The organism is Sphaerotilus sp. (assembly GCF_034519685.1).
GTDB lineage: Bacteria > Pseudomonadota > Gammaproteobacteria > Burkholderiales > Burkholderiaceae_C > Sphaerotilus.
In genome coordinates, this window is record NZ_JAXHOF010000006.1 from 184,340 (window position 1) to 199,641 (window position 15,302).

General features: G+C 63.8%; 9 protein-coding genes, 2 tRNA genes and 3 rRNA genes. 11 read left to right on the top strand and 3 right to left on the bottom strand.

Going from position 1 to position 15,302, the window contains the following annotated elements; all coding sequences use genetic code 11:
- The first annotated feature begins 26 nt into the window (after positions 1-26).
- The 5 genes from U5O44_RS11905 (at position 27) to rrf (ending at position 5,352) form a co-directional block, all read left to right on the top strand.
- Positions 27-1,553: ribosomal RNA gene (locus U5O44_RS11905) — 16S ribosomal RNA — on the top strand.
- A 119-nt stretch (positions 1,554-1,672) separates the two neighbouring features.
- A tRNA-Ile gene (locus tag U5O44_RS11910) sits at positions 1,673-1,749 on the top strand.
- Between the two features lie 14 nt (positions 1,750-1,763).
- Positions 1,764-1,839, top strand: a tRNA-Ala gene (locus U5O44_RS11915).
- A gap of 356 nt (positions 1,840-2,195) precedes the next feature.
- Positions 2,196-5,076: ribosomal RNA gene (locus tag U5O44_RS11920) — 23S ribosomal RNA — on the top strand.
- Positions 5,077-5,238: 162 nt separating this feature from the next.
- Positions 5,239-5,352 (top strand): 5S ribosomal RNA (rrf, locus tag U5O44_RS11925).
- Together the 16S, 23S and 5S rRNA genes with 2 tRNA genes alongside form the textbook arrangement of a ribosomal RNA operon.
- Before the next feature lie 97 nt (positions 5,353-5,449).
- Here the strand turns inward: rrf and pobA are convergent.
- Entirely contained in the window at positions 5,450-6,670 is a 1,221-nt protein-coding gene (gene pobA / locus U5O44_RS11930) for a 4-hydroxybenzoate 3-monooxygenase (protein WP_322588688.1), read from the bottom strand.
- 24 nt (positions 6,671-6,694) lie between these two features.
- Entirely contained in the window at positions 6,695-7,486 is a 792-nt protein-coding gene (locus U5O44_RS11935; protein ID WP_322588689.1) for an IclR family transcriptional regulator domain-containing protein, read from the bottom strand.
- A 191-nt stretch (positions 7,487-7,677) separates the two neighbouring features.
- Between U5O44_RS11935 and U5O44_RS11940 the strand changes: the two genes are divergently transcribed.
- From U5O44_RS11940 to U5O44_RS11950, 3 genes are read left to right on the top strand one after another with little or no spacing between them, the layout of a single operon-like run.
- Positions 7,678-8,952 (top strand): DUF445 domain-containing protein, encoded by a 1,275-nt coding sequence (locus tag U5O44_RS11940; RefSeq protein ID WP_322588690.1) that lies wholly within the window; start codon positions 7,678-7,680, stop codon positions 8,950-8,952.
- A gap of 56 nt (positions 8,953-9,008) precedes the next feature.
- Positions 9,009-10,145 carry an iron-containing alcohol dehydrogenase gene (locus tag U5O44_RS11945; protein ID WP_322588691.1) on the top strand — a complete coding sequence of 379 codons (1,137 nt, stop codon included), beginning with the start codon at positions 9,009-9,011 and terminating at the stop codon, positions 10,143-10,145.
- Positions 10,146-10,195: 50 nt separating this feature from the next.
- Positions 10,196-10,936 carry a hypothetical protein gene (locus tag U5O44_RS11950; RefSeq protein WP_322588692.1) on the top strand — a complete coding sequence of 247 codons (741 nt, stop codon included), beginning with the start codon at positions 10,196-10,198 and terminating at the stop codon, positions 10,934-10,936.
- A 6-nt stretch (positions 10,937-10,942) separates the two neighbouring features.
- Here U5O44_RS11950 and U5O44_RS11955 read toward each other — a convergent pair whose 3' ends face one another.
- The gene (locus U5O44_RS11955) at positions 10,943-11,803 is read right to left on the bottom strand and encodes a hypothetical protein (RefSeq protein WP_322588693.1); all 861 of its coding nucleotides are present in this window, start codon (positions 11,801-11,803) and stop codon (positions 10,943-10,945) included.
- A gap of 209 nt (positions 11,804-12,012) precedes the next feature.
- On the opposite strand from U5O44_RS11955, the gene U5O44_RS11960 reads away from it, so the two are divergent.
- From U5O44_RS11960 to U5O44_RS11970, 3 genes are all read left to right on the top strand, one after another.
- Positions 12,013-12,804, top strand: a complete 792-nt coding sequence (locus U5O44_RS11960) for an HDOD domain-containing protein (RefSeq protein ID WP_322588694.1) — start codon at positions 12,013-12,015, stop codon at positions 12,802-12,804.
- 196 nt (positions 12,805-13,000) lie between these two features.
- Complete coding sequence (locus tag U5O44_RS11965; RefSeq protein ID WP_322588695.1) at positions 13,001-14,584, top strand: GGDEF domain-containing protein; 1,584 nt, start codon at positions 13,001-13,003, stop codon at positions 14,582-14,584.
- An 86-nt stretch (positions 14,585-14,670) separates the two neighbouring features.
- Entirely contained in the window at positions 14,671-15,291 is a 621-nt protein-coding gene (locus tag U5O44_RS11970) for a glutathione S-transferase family protein (RefSeq protein ID WP_322588696.1), read from the top strand.
- The last annotated feature ends 11 nt before the right edge of the window (positions 15,292-15,302 follow it).

Genomic DNA, 15,302 nt, shown 5'->3' on the forward strand with positions numbered 1-15,302 from the left:
CTTCAATTCCTTGAGAACACAAGATCGAACTGAAGAGTTTGATCCTGGCTCAGATTGAACGCTGGCGGTATGCCTTACACATGCAAGTCGAACGGTAGAGGGGCAACCCTTGAGAGTGGCGAACGGGTGAGTAATACATCGGAACGTGCCCAGTCGTGGGGGATAACGTAGCGAAAGCTACGCTAATACCGCATACGACCTGAGGGTGAAAGCGGGGGACTCGCAAGGGCCTCGCGCGATTGGAGCGGCCGATGGCAGATTAGGTAGTTGGTGGGGTAAAGGCCCACCAAGCCTGCGATCTGTAGCTGGTCTGAGAGGACGACCAGCCACACTGGGACTGAGACACGGCCCAGACTCCTACGGGAGGCAGCAGTGGGGAATTTTGGACAATGGGCGAAAGCCTGATCCAGCCATACCGCGTGCGGGAAGAAGGCCTTCGGGTTGTAAACCGCTTTTGTCAGGGAAGAAATGCTTCGGGCTAATACCCTGGAGCGATGACGGTACCTGAAGAATAAGCACCGGCTAACTACGTGCCAGCAGCCGCGGTAATACGTAGGGTGCAAGCGTTAATCGGAATTACTGGGCGTAAAGCGTGCGCAGGCGGTTCTATAAGACAGATGTGAAATCCCCGGGCTCAACCTGGGAACTGCATTTGTGACTGTAGAGCTAGAGTACGGTAGAGGGGGATGGAATTCCGCGTGTAGCAGTGAAATGCGTAGATATGCGGAGGAACACCGATGGCGAAGGCAATCCCCTGGACCTGTACTGACGCTCATGCACGAAAGCGTGGGGAGCAAACAGGATTAGATACCCTGGTAGTCCACGCCCTAAACGATGTCAACTGGTTGTTGGGAGGGTTTCTTCTCAGTAACGAAGCTAACGCGTGAAGTTGACCGCCTGGGGAGTACGGCCGCAAGGTTGAAACTCAAAGGAATTGACGGGGACCCGCACAAGCGGTGGATGATGTGGTTTAATTCGATGCAACGCGAAAAACCTTACCTACCCTTGACATGTCTGAAATCCTGCAGAGATGTGGGAGTGCTCGAAAGAGAATCAGAACACAGGTGCTGCATGGCCGTCGTCAGCTCGTGTCGTGAGATGTTGGGTTAAGTCCCGCAACGAGCGCAACCCTTGTCATTAGTTGCTACGAAAGGGCACTCTAATGAGACTGCCGGTGACAAACCGGAGGAAGGTGGGGATGACGTCAGGTCCTCATGGCCCTTATGGGTAGGGCTACACACGTCATACAATGGCCGGTACAGAGGGCTGCCAACCCGCGAGGGGGAGCCAATCCCAGAAAACCGGTCGTAGTCCGGATCGCAGTCTGCAACTCGACTGCGTGAAGTCGGAATCGCTAGTAATCGCGGATCAGCTTGCCGCGGTGAATACGTTCCCGGGTCTTGTACACACCGCCCGTCACACCATGGGAGCGGGTCTCGCCAGAAGTAGTTAGCCTAACCGCAAGGAGGGCGATTACCACGGCGGGGTTCGTGACTGGGGTGAAGTCGTAACAAGGTAGCCGTATCGGAAGGTGCGGCTGGATCACCTCCTTTCTGGAAAATGACGAAGCAGCCTGGCAGGTCTTAGGACCATCCTGGTCAGCCAAGTCCAAACTGGTGCTCAAGTTCTTGCGCCCACACTTATCGGTTGTTACGACAGATGCAGAAGATTGGGGTCTGTAGCTCAGTCGGTTAGAGCACCGTCTTGATAAGGCGGGGGTCGTTGGTTCGAATCCAACCAGACCCACCACCGGTCATCAAGAAGGGGGATTAGCTCAGCTGGGAGAGCACCTGCTTTGCAAGCAGGGGGTCGTCGGTTCGATCCCGTCATCCTCCACCATTCTTCTGTAGTTCTTCTAGAGCAGACCTGAGCGCTTGTCGTCAAGCGTTCAGGTCTGCCTTTGAGAGAAGGCTGTTGTTCTTTAAAAATTCGTAGAGTCGAATCAGCGTTGCTGATGGAAAGCGAGCATGCATCCTTCGGGGTGGCGTGCAAGCACCGTGCCATCAGTGACGCATTGATTGCGTCAACAGACTTCAACCGTGAAAAGACTGGTTGTGGAGCGATCCGCAGCCAAGAAGAAAGCGAGTTGGAAAGTACGGCGAACGTGAATACTCAAATATCGGCACCAGCTTAGTCGCTGGGTGTCGGTGAAAGTCCTTGACGGCGTCGATTTGTCATCGATGTCAAAGTTATAGGGTCAAGTGACTAAGTGCATGTGGTGGATGCCTTGGCGATTACAGGCGACGAAGGACGTGATAGCCTGCGAAAAGCTTCGGGGAGCTGGCAAATTAGCTTTGATCCGGAGATATCCGAATGGGGAAACCCACCCGCAAGGGTATCGCATGATGAATACATAGTCATGCGAGGCGAACCCGGCGAACTGAAACATCTCAGTAGCTGGAGGAAAAGACATCAACCGAGATTCCGAGAGTAGTGGCGAGCGAAATCGGAAGAGCCTGTACGTTTTAGCAATCGACTTATCAGAACGGAATGGAAAGTCCGGCCACAGCGGGTGATAGCCCCGTATGAGAAAAGTCGGCTGTGGAACTGAGCGTACGACAAGTAGGGCGGGACACGTGTAATCCTGTCTGAATATGGGGGGACCATCCTCCAAGGCTAAATACTCGTAATCGACCGATAGTGAACAAGTACCGTGAGGGAAAGGCGAAAAGAACCCCGGGAGGGGAGTGAAATAGATCCTGAAACCGCATGCATACAAAAAGTAGGAGCCTGGAAACGGGTGACTGCGTACCTTTTGTATAATGGGTCAGCGACTTACATTCAGTGGCGAGCTTAACCGATTAGGGTAGGCGCAGGGAAACCGAGTCCGAATAGGGCGAATCAGTCGCTGGGTGTAGACCCGAAACCAAGTGATCTATCCATGGCCAGGATGAAGGTGCGGTAACACGCACTGGAGGTCCGAACCGACTAGTGTTGCAAAACTAGCGGATGAGCTGTGGATAGGGGTGAAAGGCTAAACAAACTTGGAAATAGCTGGTTCTCTCCGAAAACTATTTAGGTAGTGCCTCAAGTATTACCATCGGGGGTAGAGCACTGTTATGGCTAGGGGGTCATGGCGACTTACCAAACCATTGCAAACTCCGAATACCGATGAGTACAGCTTGGGAGACAGAGCACCGGGTGCTAACGTCCGGACTCAAGAGGGAAACAACCCAGACCGCCAGCTAAGGTCCCCAAAATTGGCTAAGTGGGAAACGAAGTGGGAAGGCTAAAACAGTCAGGATGTTGGCTTAGAAGCAGCCATCATTTAAAGAAAGCGTAATAGCTCACTGATCGAGTCGTCCTGCGCGGAAGATGTAACGGGGCTCAAGCCAGTTACCGAAGCTGCGGATGCACAGTTTACTGTGCGTGGTAGGAGAGCGTTCTGTAAGCCTGTGAAGGTGTCTTGTGAAGGATGCTGGAGGTATCAGAAGTGCGAATGCTGACATGAGTAGCGTTAAAGGGGGTGAAAAGCCCCCTCGCCGTAAGCGCAAGGTTTCCTACGCAACGTTCATCGGCGTAGGGTGAGTCGGCCCCTAAGGCGAGGCAGAGATGCGTAGCTGATGGGAAACAGGTGAATATTCCTGTACCGATTACAAGTGCGATGTGGGGACGGAGAAGGTTAGCTCAGCCGGGTGTTGGATGTCCCGGTTCAAGCGTGTAGTCATGCCCCTTAGGCAAATCCGGGGGGCTTAGATGAGGCGTGATAACGAGTCTGCTTGCAGACGAAGTGAGTGATACCCTGCTTCCAGGAAAAGCCACTAAGCTTCAGCTTGTAACGACCGTACCGCAAACCGACACTGGTGCGCGAGATGAGTATTCTAAGGCGCTTGAGAGAACTCTGGAGAAGGAACTCGGCAAATTGACACCGTAACTTCGGAAGAAGGTGTGCCTTTGGTAGGTGAACCATTGACTTGGGGAGCCGATAAAGGTCGCAGAGAATCGGTGGCTGCAACTGTTTAATAAAAACACAGCACTCTGCAAAGACGAAAGTCGACGTATAGGGTGTGACGCCTGCCCGGTGCTGGAAGATTAAATGATGGGGTGCAAGCTCTTGACTGAAGTCCCAGTAAACGGCGGCCGTAACTATAACGGTCCTAAGGTAGCGAAATTCCTTGTCGGGTAAGTTCCGACCTGCACGAATGGCGTAATGATGGCCACACTGTCTCCTCCAGAGACTCAGCGAAGTTGAAATGTTTGTGATGATGCAATCTCCCCGCGGAAAGACGGAAAGACCCCATGAACCTTTACTGTAGCTTTACATTGGACTTTGAACAGATCTGTGTAGGATAGGTGGGAGGCTTTGAAGTGAGGACGCTAGTTCTCATGGAGCCAACGTTGAAATACCACCCTGGTGTGTTTGAGGTTCTAACCTTGGCCCGTTATCCGGGTTGGGGACAGTGTATGGTGGGCAGTTTGACTGGGGCGGTCTCCTCCCAAAGTGTAACGGAGGAGTTCGAAGGTACGCTAAATACGGTCGGAAATCGTGTTGATAGTGCATTGGCATAAGCGTGCTTGACTGCGAGACTGACAAGTCGAGCAGGTACGAAAGTAGGACAAAGTGATCCGGTGGTTCTGTATGGAAGGGCCATCGCTCAACGGATAAAAGGTACTCTGGGGATAACAGGCTGATACCGCCCAAGAGTTCATATCGACGGCGGTGTTTGGCACCTCGATGTCGGCTCATCTCATCCTGGGGCTGTAGCCGGTCCCAAGGGTATGGCTGTTCGCCATTTAAAGAGGTACGTGAGCTGGGTTTAAAACGTCGTGAGACAGTTTGGTCCCTATCTTCCGTGGGCGCTGCAAGATTGAGAGAGCCTGCTCCTAGTACGAGAGGACCGGAGTGGACGCACCTCTGGTGTACCGGTTGTCACGCCAGTGGCATCGCCGGGTAGCTATGTGCGGAAGAGATAACCGCTGAAAGCATCTAAGCGGGAAACTCGTCTCAAGATGAGTCTTGCCGGGGCCTCGAGCCCCCTGAAGAGTCGTTCAAGACCAGGACGTTGATAGGCTGGGTGTGGAAGCGCAGTAATGCGTTAAGCTAACCAGTACTAATTGCTCGTGAGGCTTGACCCTATAACTTTGACATCAAAGTCAAAGCAGTATTCAGTGAACCGTACTTACAGTCTGTCCGTACAATATCCTTGTACAACGCAATCAATACCAGATTCGACTCTGCGAATTCCTGCCCACCCAAGGCGCTCTCCTCTGAGCACCCCACCGGGCAGACCCTTTACGCCTGACGACCATAGCAAGTTGGAACCACCCCTTCCCATCCCGAACAGGACCGTGAAACGACTTAGCGCCGATGATAGTGCGCACCGCGCGTGTGAAAGTAGGTCATCGTCAGGCTTCTACACCGCTTACCCCCTCTGCCCTCATCGGCCGAGGGGGTTTTGCTCTTGGGGAACCGATTGTTTGATACCCCGGGCAGCCGGGGTATTCCGAATCATTCCTCGAACGGCAGCCCCACATAGTTCTCCGCCAGCGAGGTCATCGCGGCTGTCGAGTGCACCAGGTAATCCAGTTCGGCAGTCTGCATCCGGTGGCCGACTTCGCCGGTGTCTCCGGCGCCTGCCGGGAACTTGTGCAGCAAACTGGTCAGGTACCAACTGAAGCGCTCGGCCTTCCAGACCCGCCGCAGCGCCTTGCGCGAATAGTCGTCGATGCCCGCGGTGCGCTTGTCGGCGTAGAACTCCATGAAGGCGCGACTGAGGTAGCGCACATCCGCCGCCGCCAGATTCAGTCCCTTGGCGCCCGTCGGGGGGACGATGTGGGCGGCGTCTCCCGCGAGGAAGAGGTGGCCGAAGCGCATTGGCTCGGCCACGAAACTGCGCAGCGGCGCGATGCTTTTCTCGATCGACGGGCCGGTGACCATGTGTGCGGCGGCTTCCGGATCCAGGCGACTTTTCAGCTCGTCCCAGAAACGCGCATCGCTCCACTCCTCCACCTTGTCCTGCAGCGAGCACTGCACGTAGTGCCGCACGCGGCTCTTGCTGCGCATGCTGCACAGCGCGAAACCCCGCGCGTGGTTGGAATAGATCAGCTCGTCCGCCACCGGCGGCACGTCCGCCAGGATGCCCAGCCAGCCGAACGGGTAGACCCGCTCGAAGTGCTGGATGCGTTCCTTCGGAATGCTGGCCCGGCTCACGCCATGGAAGCCATCGCAGCCAGCGATGAAATCACAGGCGAGTTCATGGCGCACGCCCTCGTGCGTGTAGCTCACCCGCGGTATGGCGCTGTCGACGTCGTGCAGTTGCACCTCCGCGGCCTCGTAGACGATCGGTGCGCCGCAGGCGGCCCGGGCCTCCATGAGATCGCGGGTGACCTCGGTCTGGCCATAGACCATCACGGTCTTGCCGCCCGTCAGCGTCTGCAGGTCGATGCGGTGGCGGGCGCCGGCGAAGGCCAGCTCGATGCCGCCATGGACCAGGCCCTCCCGGTGCATGCGCTCTCCAACCCCTGCCTCGTCCAGCAGGTCCACACACACCTGTTCCAGCACCCCCGCCCGGATCCGGCCGAGCACGTACTCGGCGCTGCGCGCTTCGAGGATCACGTTGTCGATGCCGGCGTTGTGCAGCAACTGGCCGAGCAGTAGCCCGGACGGGCCGGCGCCAATGATGGCCACCTGGGTGCGGCGCGGAATGGGGGTGGGCGTGGACGTAGACATGGGAAAAGTCTCCAGGGGATGTCGCTACAAGAGCGGTTTGAGTTGTTCCTGCGCCTGCAGCAGCATCGGCAGGCAGCGGTCGAGCAGGTCTTCGATGCGCACACGCGCGGCGTGCACGCTGACATTCATGGACGCGACGACCTCGCCGCGCCGGTTGCGCAGCGGCACCGCCACCGTGCGCAGACCCGGCTCCAGCTCCTGGTCCACCAGCGCATAGCCCTGGGCGCGCACGCGGGCCAGTTCTTCGCGCAGGCGCTGGCGGTCGGTCAGCGTGTACACCGTGCGGGCGGGCATCTCCTGGCGGGCGATCCATGCGTCGAGTTCGGTGCTGGGCAACCACGCGGTCAGCACGCGGCCATTGGCGGTGCAGTAGGCCGGCACACGGGTTCCGGGTTGCAAGGTCGAGGAGACCACGCGCCCGGCCGTCACCGCGGCGACGGCGATCACATCGTCGCCGTCCAGCACGCCGGCCGAGCTGGCCTCCTGCATCGCCATCGCGATCCGCTGCAGCTGCGGCTGGATCGCCCGCGGCAGCTTCGCCGAGTGCATGTAGGACTGGCCGAGCCGCATCACCTTCGGACTGAGCGAAAAATGCCGCTCGTCCTGTCGCGCATAGCCCAGGTGCACCAGCGTCAGCAGACAGCGCCGCACGGCGGCCCGCGTCAGCCCGGTGCGCACGGCGACTTCGCTGATCGTCAGCCGGGCGCGATCCTGGTCGAAGGCCTCGATGACCAGCAGGCCTTTTTCCAGTGCACCCAGCCGATCGCGGTCTGCGATGGCGGGGATGGGGGCGGTGTCGGTGGGGTGGAGGTGCATGGAATCTGCTCTGGATCAAGGTTAGTCGCGGGGGAACAGGGGGGCGCTGATTTGTGCGCCATGCGCCCATTTAACAGCAGTTGGTGCGGTATGCGCACACTGCATGCACGGCCCGGTGCGACAGGCGGTTCGCGCACCGCACAATTGCGCGGTTGCCACTTCTCCTTTTTCTCGCTCCGATGCTGAACGCCTTGCCTGTCGACCGCGCAGTCCGCCTGCGCCAGATGAAGATGATGGCCCTCGCGCTGCTGCTGGCCTGCGCGGCGCTGCTGACGCTGGCCCTGGCGCAGCACCGCGTCGGGGTGTGGGACTGGGTCGCCGCCTTTGCGGGAGCCGCGCTGGTCGGTGCGCTGGCAGACTGGTTTGCGGTCGTCGCGCTGTTCCGCCGGCCGCTCGGGCTGCCGTTTCCGCACACCGCCATCGTGCCGCGCAAGAAGGCGCAACTCGCCGACCAGCTCGGCGACTTCATCCGCGACCGCTTCCTCGACACGCCGATGCTGATCGCCCGCCTGCGCGGCTTCGACCCGATCCGCCGCCTGGGCGCGTGGTTGAGCCAGCCGGCCCATGCGCAGCGTCTGGGCGAGCATCTGCAGGGCGTGCTGTCCGAGGTGGTGGCCTGTCTGGACGATCCCCGCGTGCGCGATGCGGTGCAGCGCGCGGTGACTGCTCGGCTGGAAGGGCTGGACCTGTCCCGTTCGGCCGGTGATCTGCTGGAAACGCTGACGGCCCAGGGTCGCCACCAGGTGCTGTTCGGGCAAGCCTTGAAGGAAGCCGCCGACCACGTCGAGACCGAGCCGGTGCAGCACACGCTGGCGTCGATGCTGCTGGAGATCGCCGGGCGCGAGTACCCGATGCTGCTGCGCGGGCTGGCGATGATGGGCAAGCCGGAGGACTTCGGGCTCAAGCTCGGGGCGGCCACGGCACGCGGGCTGGCGAGCTGGTTGCGCGAGGTGCATGACGACCCGCAGCACCCGCGCCGCCTGGCCTTCGACACGGTGGTCGCCGAGTGGATCGAGCGGCTGCGCACCGACCCCGACTTCGCGGCCCGCATCAACGAGGCCAAGAACCGCTGGCTGCACGCACCCGAACTGCAGGCGCAGGTGCACGGCCTGTGGGATGAGCTGCGTCGCTGGCTCATGGACGATCTGGCCACGCCCGGCTCGCGCCTGAGCACGCAGATGGGCGTGGTGGCGCAGCGGCTGGGCGAGACGCTGGAGGCGGATAGCGCCTTGCGCACCGCGCTGCAGGAACATCTGGAGTCGGCGGTCGAGCACCTGGCGCCCGCGCTGCGCGAAGGCGCTGGCGCGCACATCGCCCGCACGGTGCGCGACTGGCCGGACGCCGTGCTGGTGCAGGAGCTGGAGCTGGGCGTCGGGCGCGACCTGCAGTTCATCCGGCTCAACGGCACGGTGGTGGGCGGCCTGATCGGGCTGGCCCTGCATGCGCTGGAGCGGGCGTTGCAGTGATCTCTCTCGGGTAATCCTGTGCTGCGGCCGGTGCGGTGGCTGCCTAGGATGCGGGGATGTCGCTCATCCTCTACCTCACCCAGATCCAGATCGAGTCCGGTGCCGTGCGCCTGCTCGCCGACGAATGTGCCCGCACCGGCATCACCCGGCCGCTGGTCGTCACCGACGTCGGCGTGCGCGCGGCGGGCGTGCTGCAGCCGGCGCTGGACGCACTGCGCGACCTGCCCGTGGCCGTGTTCGACCAGACCCCCTCGAACCCGACGGAAGCGGCGGTGCGCGCCGCCGCCGAGGTCTACCGGCGCGAGGGCTGCGACGGGCTGGTGGCGGTGGGCGGCGGCTCCAGCATCGACCTCGCCAAGGGTGTCGCCATCGCTGCGACCCACCCTGGCCCGCTGCGGACTTACGCGACGATCGAGGGTGGATCGCCGAAGATCACCGCGGCTGTCGCCCCGCTGATCGCCGTGCCGACCACCGCGGGCACCGGCAGCGAGGTCGCCCGTGGTGCCATCCTGATCGTGGACGACGGCCGCAAGCTCGGCTTCCACTCCTGGCACCTGATGCCCAAGGCCGCCATCTGTGACCCGGACCTCACGCTCGGCCTGCCGCCGCTGCTCACCGCCGCCACCGGCATGGACGCCATCGCGCACTGCATGGAAACCTTCATGGCCGCGCCGTTCAACCCGCCGGCCGACGGCATCGCGCTCGACGGCCTGGCGCGCGGCTGGGCCCACATCGAGCGCGCCACCCGCGACGGCCAGGACCGCGACGCGCGGCTGCACATGATGAGCGCGTCGATGCAGGGCGCGATGGCCTTCCAGAAGGGCCTCGGCTGCGTGCATTCGCTCAGCCATAGCCTGGGCGGTGTCAACCCGCGGCTGCACCACGGCACGCTCAACGCCGTGTTCCTGCCCGCCGTGATCGCCTTCAACGCCGCGGCCGAGTCCGTGCAGCGCGAGCGCCGGCTGGCGCGCATGGCGCACGCGATGGGCTTGTCCGGCGCGGACGAGATCGGGCCGGCGATCCACGCGATGAATGCGCGGCTCGGGCTGCCGTCCGGGCTGGCGGCGATGGGGGTGGACGAGTCGCTGTTCGACCGGGTCATCGCCGGTGCGCTGGCCGACCACTGCCACAAGACCAATCCACGGCTGGCCGACGCGGCCGATTACCGGGCGATGCTGGTGCAGTCCATGTGACCCGCAGGGCCTGCGGCATGATCGATGCCACTCCAGCCACCCGTACGTCCATGACCGTTGCCCGTCTCACCAGCCTGCACCGCCGCCGCCTGCGCGAAGTCTGGCGCTCCGCCGGCTGGCCAGCGCAGGACATCGTCGAAGCGGAACTGCTGGCGATGGGGTTGCTGGAGCGGCAGCACGACGCCGCAGGCCGCTGCACGTTGCGCGTGACCGATGCCGGCATCCAGACCCTGGCCGAGTCGGCTGCGCTGAACCGGGCCGTGCGCAATGACCACGAGGCGCTGGTCGAGCAAGTCGCGCTGGCCCAGGTCCGGGAGGGCCGCATCGCCTGGCGCGGGCTGTCGCTGCGCGCGCATGTGGTCACCGAGGAGGGCGAAGGCTGGCAGATGGCGATGCCGGACGTCTATTCGGTGCGCCACACCTCGGTGGCGGCCTACCTGCAGCCGGTGGTGCACGAGATCAAGGTGCGTCGGGCTGACCTGCTGGCCGACCTGCGCCGCCCGGCCAAGCGCGCGGCCTATCTCGACATGGCGGGCGCGGTGGTCTATGTGCTGGCCGAGGGCATCGGCCGGGTCGACGAGGTGCCGCCCGAATGCGGCGTGATGGAGATGCGTGGCGGGCAGCTGGAGACCTTGCGGCCTGCACCTGCCCGCGCGCTGCCCCACGAGGCGGGCCTGCCCTTCGCCATCTGGATGGCGCTGGCGCGGGCCACGCCGGTGCGTTCGCCGGAGAGCGAGCAGCTGCGGCTGGGAGAAGATCCCACGCAGGACGCCGCGCCAATGCCCGGGTGAGAGGGCTCAGGCGTGGCCGGCAGCCGGCAGCAGGGTGCCAAGGCTGTTGCTCAGGGTTGACCACCACAGCACGCGCGGGGTGTGCGCCGTCGGACCCAGGTAGGCAGCCGCCTGCGGGCGACCATAGCTGACGCAGCTGCGGATCGGCAGATGGTGTGTCCGGGCCACCCAGAGCACGCCCTGGTGCGGCAGCTCGGGCAGCAGCTCCAGCGCCACGGGCGTGCCCGCTGCGCGCAGCCGCGTCAGGCTGTCGGCGACGATCTGCGGGTCGTGGCAGACGAGGGTGACATGGCGTGCGCGGCCCGCCACCTGGTCGACCATGCGCGCAAATGCGTCTGCCGCGGCCTTGCGGTTGGTGCCAGTCTCATGGTGCCGTTCCTGTACCAGCCGCAGGCGCAGACCCAGCGCGCAGGCGGAGGCTGCGTCGTCCAGGCTGCGCTGGCGGTCGCAGGACAGCGTCAGGCCGAGGTCGCCATGACTTGCCTGCAGATCGGCGGCGCAGGCCATGAGCGCATCGGCACGCTCGGCGACCGTCAGGTCCAGCGTCACCGCCACCGACGCCGCCCTGGCCGCCTGCAGCACCTCTGCCAGCAAGGCCTGGTCATGTCCGAGGGCGGCCACATGCACGAGCAGCTGCGCGTTCGACCGCAGGCCCGCCAGTGGCGCGAGACTGGCCAGCAGGCGTTGCGCGACACGGCGCGGTGGTTCATCACCCAAGGGGCGGTAGGTCACTGTGGCGCCGATGCGCCAGCGTGCCAGGCGCTCGGCGGCCAGCAGGACCTCGTCGAATGGGATCGGGGAGCGACCCGGCACCTCGGCAGGAGGGCGCGTGCGCGCCGAAGCGGAAGCAGCCAAGACAGGCATCATGGGGTTCATCCAGTCAATACCGTCTGCAAGACGTGTCAAGGTTCACAGATTCGCACAGAACATGGTGGATATTCCCACGTGCGCAGTCCGTTGTTCATGCGATTGAAAGGATCTCCACCCATTTCGAGTCCGTGTGCAAGCCTTGTTCCCTCTGAAGCTGGAAGAAGTATTCAGTAACAATTGATTTCGATTCCGTAGGAGTGCTTCCCATGTCCCTGTCCGCTGATCTGCGCCAGCTGGAAGCTGATCTGCCCGCCTGTCCACGGGTGTTGCTGGAATTGATGCCGCTGCTGGAGGACGCTTCGCCCGCTTCGGTGGACACGATGGCGGCGCTGATCGAATCCGATCTGGCCCTGGCGGCTGGACTGGTGCGTACCGTCAACTCGGCCATGTTCGGTCTGCTGCGCCGGGTGGAGACCGTGGGCGAGGCGTTGCGCTATCTCGGCAGCCGCGAGGTGGCGGCCGTCACCTTCCAGACGGCGCTGCGCGCGGCTTTCGTGCCGACGCCGGCCATGGAGCGCCTGTGGCAGGACGCCGGGCGGGCCGGTCTGCTGATGGGGCGCAGCGCGCGGGCGCTCGGGCTCGATCCGCTGCAGGCCCACACCGCCGGGCTGTTTGCCCGCGCTGGACAGGCGGTGCTGCTGGCGCGGCTGGGGCCGACCTACGAAGCGCTGCAGGCCGCATTGGGGCATGACCTGCCGGCGCTGTGTGCCGCCGAGGCTCTGGCGTGCGGGGTCCACCACGGCGCATACGGCAGCGCGCTCTGTGCCCGCTGGGGTCTGGCCGCACCGGTGGTGCACCATGTGCGCGAGCGGGTGCTGTCGCCGTCGACCTGGTGTCACCATCCGCCTGCACTGCAGCGCTTGCTGGCGCTGGGGGCCGTCGCCGATGCGCTGTTGCGGGATGTCGATCCCGCCTCGCTGGCCGATGCGCATGGCGGTGCGGACCGGGAACTGCTGGCTGCGGTGCAGCCGGTCTGGGCCTCGCTTGCCAGCCCCTGATCAGCCGGTGCACGGGGTTGCTTGTATTTTCATTTCCATTTGAATCCCCCGTTCGGGTGCAATGGAAGTGAAATTTGTGGCAATTGCCAACTCCTGCGCGGCCTGTTCAGTCCGGGCGTTTCATACTTTCCGCTCTACCAGATCATCAGATCACCAGATCAGATCACCCGACGACAAGATGGATGATGGGGAACACATGACCGACCTGCTTCGCCTGAACGACCTCGACTCGACCTGCTGCGCCCTCTGGCGTTCTGGTGCCGTCGGCGACTGTCGGCGGCAGGCCCTGCACCTGATCGAGCAGGCCACGGCTGCGGACGATGTGCGAGCCCAGGCGCGCGGCTGGTTGCACCGGGCCCGCTGCGACCAGTTCCAGTCGGCCTTTCTCGACATGCTGGAGGCGGCGCGGCGTGCGGCGGCGCTGTTGCATGCAGGCGAATCCGATCGCGATCTCGTGCAGGCGCGGGTGCTGACCTGCGTGGCTGCCACCGCGCTGAACCGCCCGGACGAGGCGATCGAGGCGGGTCTGCTGGCGCAGCATCTGGCCGAGGATGGCGAGGATGCCGGTGACCGTCTGCTGGCCGCCGAAGCGCTGGCGCAGGCCTTCAGCTGGGCCGGGCAGACCGAACCGGCCCTGGGCTGCCTCGACAGCGCGCGGATCCAGGCGCGCGAGATGCCGGGCAGCGGGCATGCGGTGCAGGTGCTGATCGAGCGTGCCTGCATCCAGGCCTGGCATTGCATCCGCAGCGATGACCGCGTGGCCGACCATGCGCCCTTCCTGGCCGTGCAGGCCACCGTGGCCGAGGTGCTGTCGCATTGCGAGGCCATGCCGGGTGGGCTCCAGGCGCTGGTGCCACGGGCGGGCCGTTTTCAGCTGGGCTGGGTGCAGGTGCTGCTCACCTGCTGGCGCGGCGAAGCCGAGCGTGCCCGGGCGCAGCTGGCCTCCATCCGGCCACTCGCACAGGATGAGCGGCCGTGGCTCGACCTGCTCGCGGTCTGGGCTGCCGCCGAGATCGCCCTGAAGCAGCGTGCCTGGCCCGCGGCAGAGGCCTCGGCCCGCCGGGTCTTCGACGAGGCCCATCGCCTGTCGCATGAAGCGCTGGCCGAGCAGGGCGCCCGGATGCTGACCCATGTGCTGCTGACCCAGGGCAAACACGCGCTGGCGCTGGAGGTGGCGCGGGAGGGTGCCCAGCGCCGCCGTGGTGGCCACGAACGCGCCCTGCCCAGCCATGCACGGCTGGCGCAGTTCCTGTCCCAGACCCGCGCCCGCGATCTCCAGCAGCGCACCCGGCTCAGCCTGCCGCCCGACGACGGGCTGACCGGCCTGCACGCCCGCGGCTACTTCCTGCAGCGTGCCCAGGAGCTGCTGGGCAGCATGGACCTGTCGCGCGCACGCTGCGCAGTGCTGCAGATCGGCATCACCGGCATCCAGTCCCTGGCCGAGCGCCACGCGCCGCTGGTCCGGGACCGTGTGCTGTGCGCCGTGGCGCGGCTGCTGCGCGAGACCTTGCGGGCGGGTGACCTGCCCGCGCGCTGGACCCATGACGAGTTCGCCGTGCTGCTGCACCGGTCTTCGGCAGACGACACGGCCCGCGTCTGTCAGCGCATCGCCGAGGCGGTCCAGTCCCACGACTGGTCGGCCCTGACACAGGGGCTGGTGGTGCAGGTGGGCATCAGCCACGCGCAGGCGCGGCCCGGCGACACGGTCGAGGCCCTCATGCGGCGCTGCGACGACGAGATGCGTGCAGGACGGCTGCAGCACCGGCAGATTGCGGCCTGAAGCCCGTGGTCCGCGCGCCAGCGAGAGTGGCCGGCTAGAATGAAGCGGGGACGTCCCCCGCAAAAATACAAATTCCACGCCTGCTCATGAAACTTATCGGCTCGCTCACCAGCCCCTACGTTCGCAAAGTGCGCATCGTGCTGGCGGAGAAGAAACTCGATTACAAGCTCGTGCTGGAAGACCCCTGGTCCGACCCGTCGAGCCTGAACGAGGCCAATCCGCTCGGTCAGGTACCCTGCCTGATCCTGGAAGGTGGCGACACCCTGTTCGACTCGCGCGTGATCGTCGAATACGTGGACACGCTGTCGCCTGTCGGCCGCCTCATCCCCGAGAAGGGCCGCGAGCGTGCCGAGGTGCGTACCTGGGAGGCGCTGGCCGACGGTCTGCTGGATGCGGCCGTGCGTGCGCGTCTGGAAACCACCTGGCCCGGCCGCGCTGAACATGAGCGCAGCGCGGCCTGGATCGACCGCCAGATGGGCAAGGTCCACGCCAGCGTGCTCGCCCTGGGGCGCGGGCTGGAGGACCGGACCTGGTTTTCTGGTCTGCATCCTTCGCTGGCGGACATCTCGGTCGGCTGTGCGCTGGGGTATCTGGACTTCCGCTTCCCGCAGATCGCGTGGCGCGAGGAGCATCCCAATCTGGCGCGCCTGATGCAGAAACTCTCGGCGCGCCCGAGTTTCGCCAACACGCTGCCGCCGACGCCCTAGGCTTGGGCCTG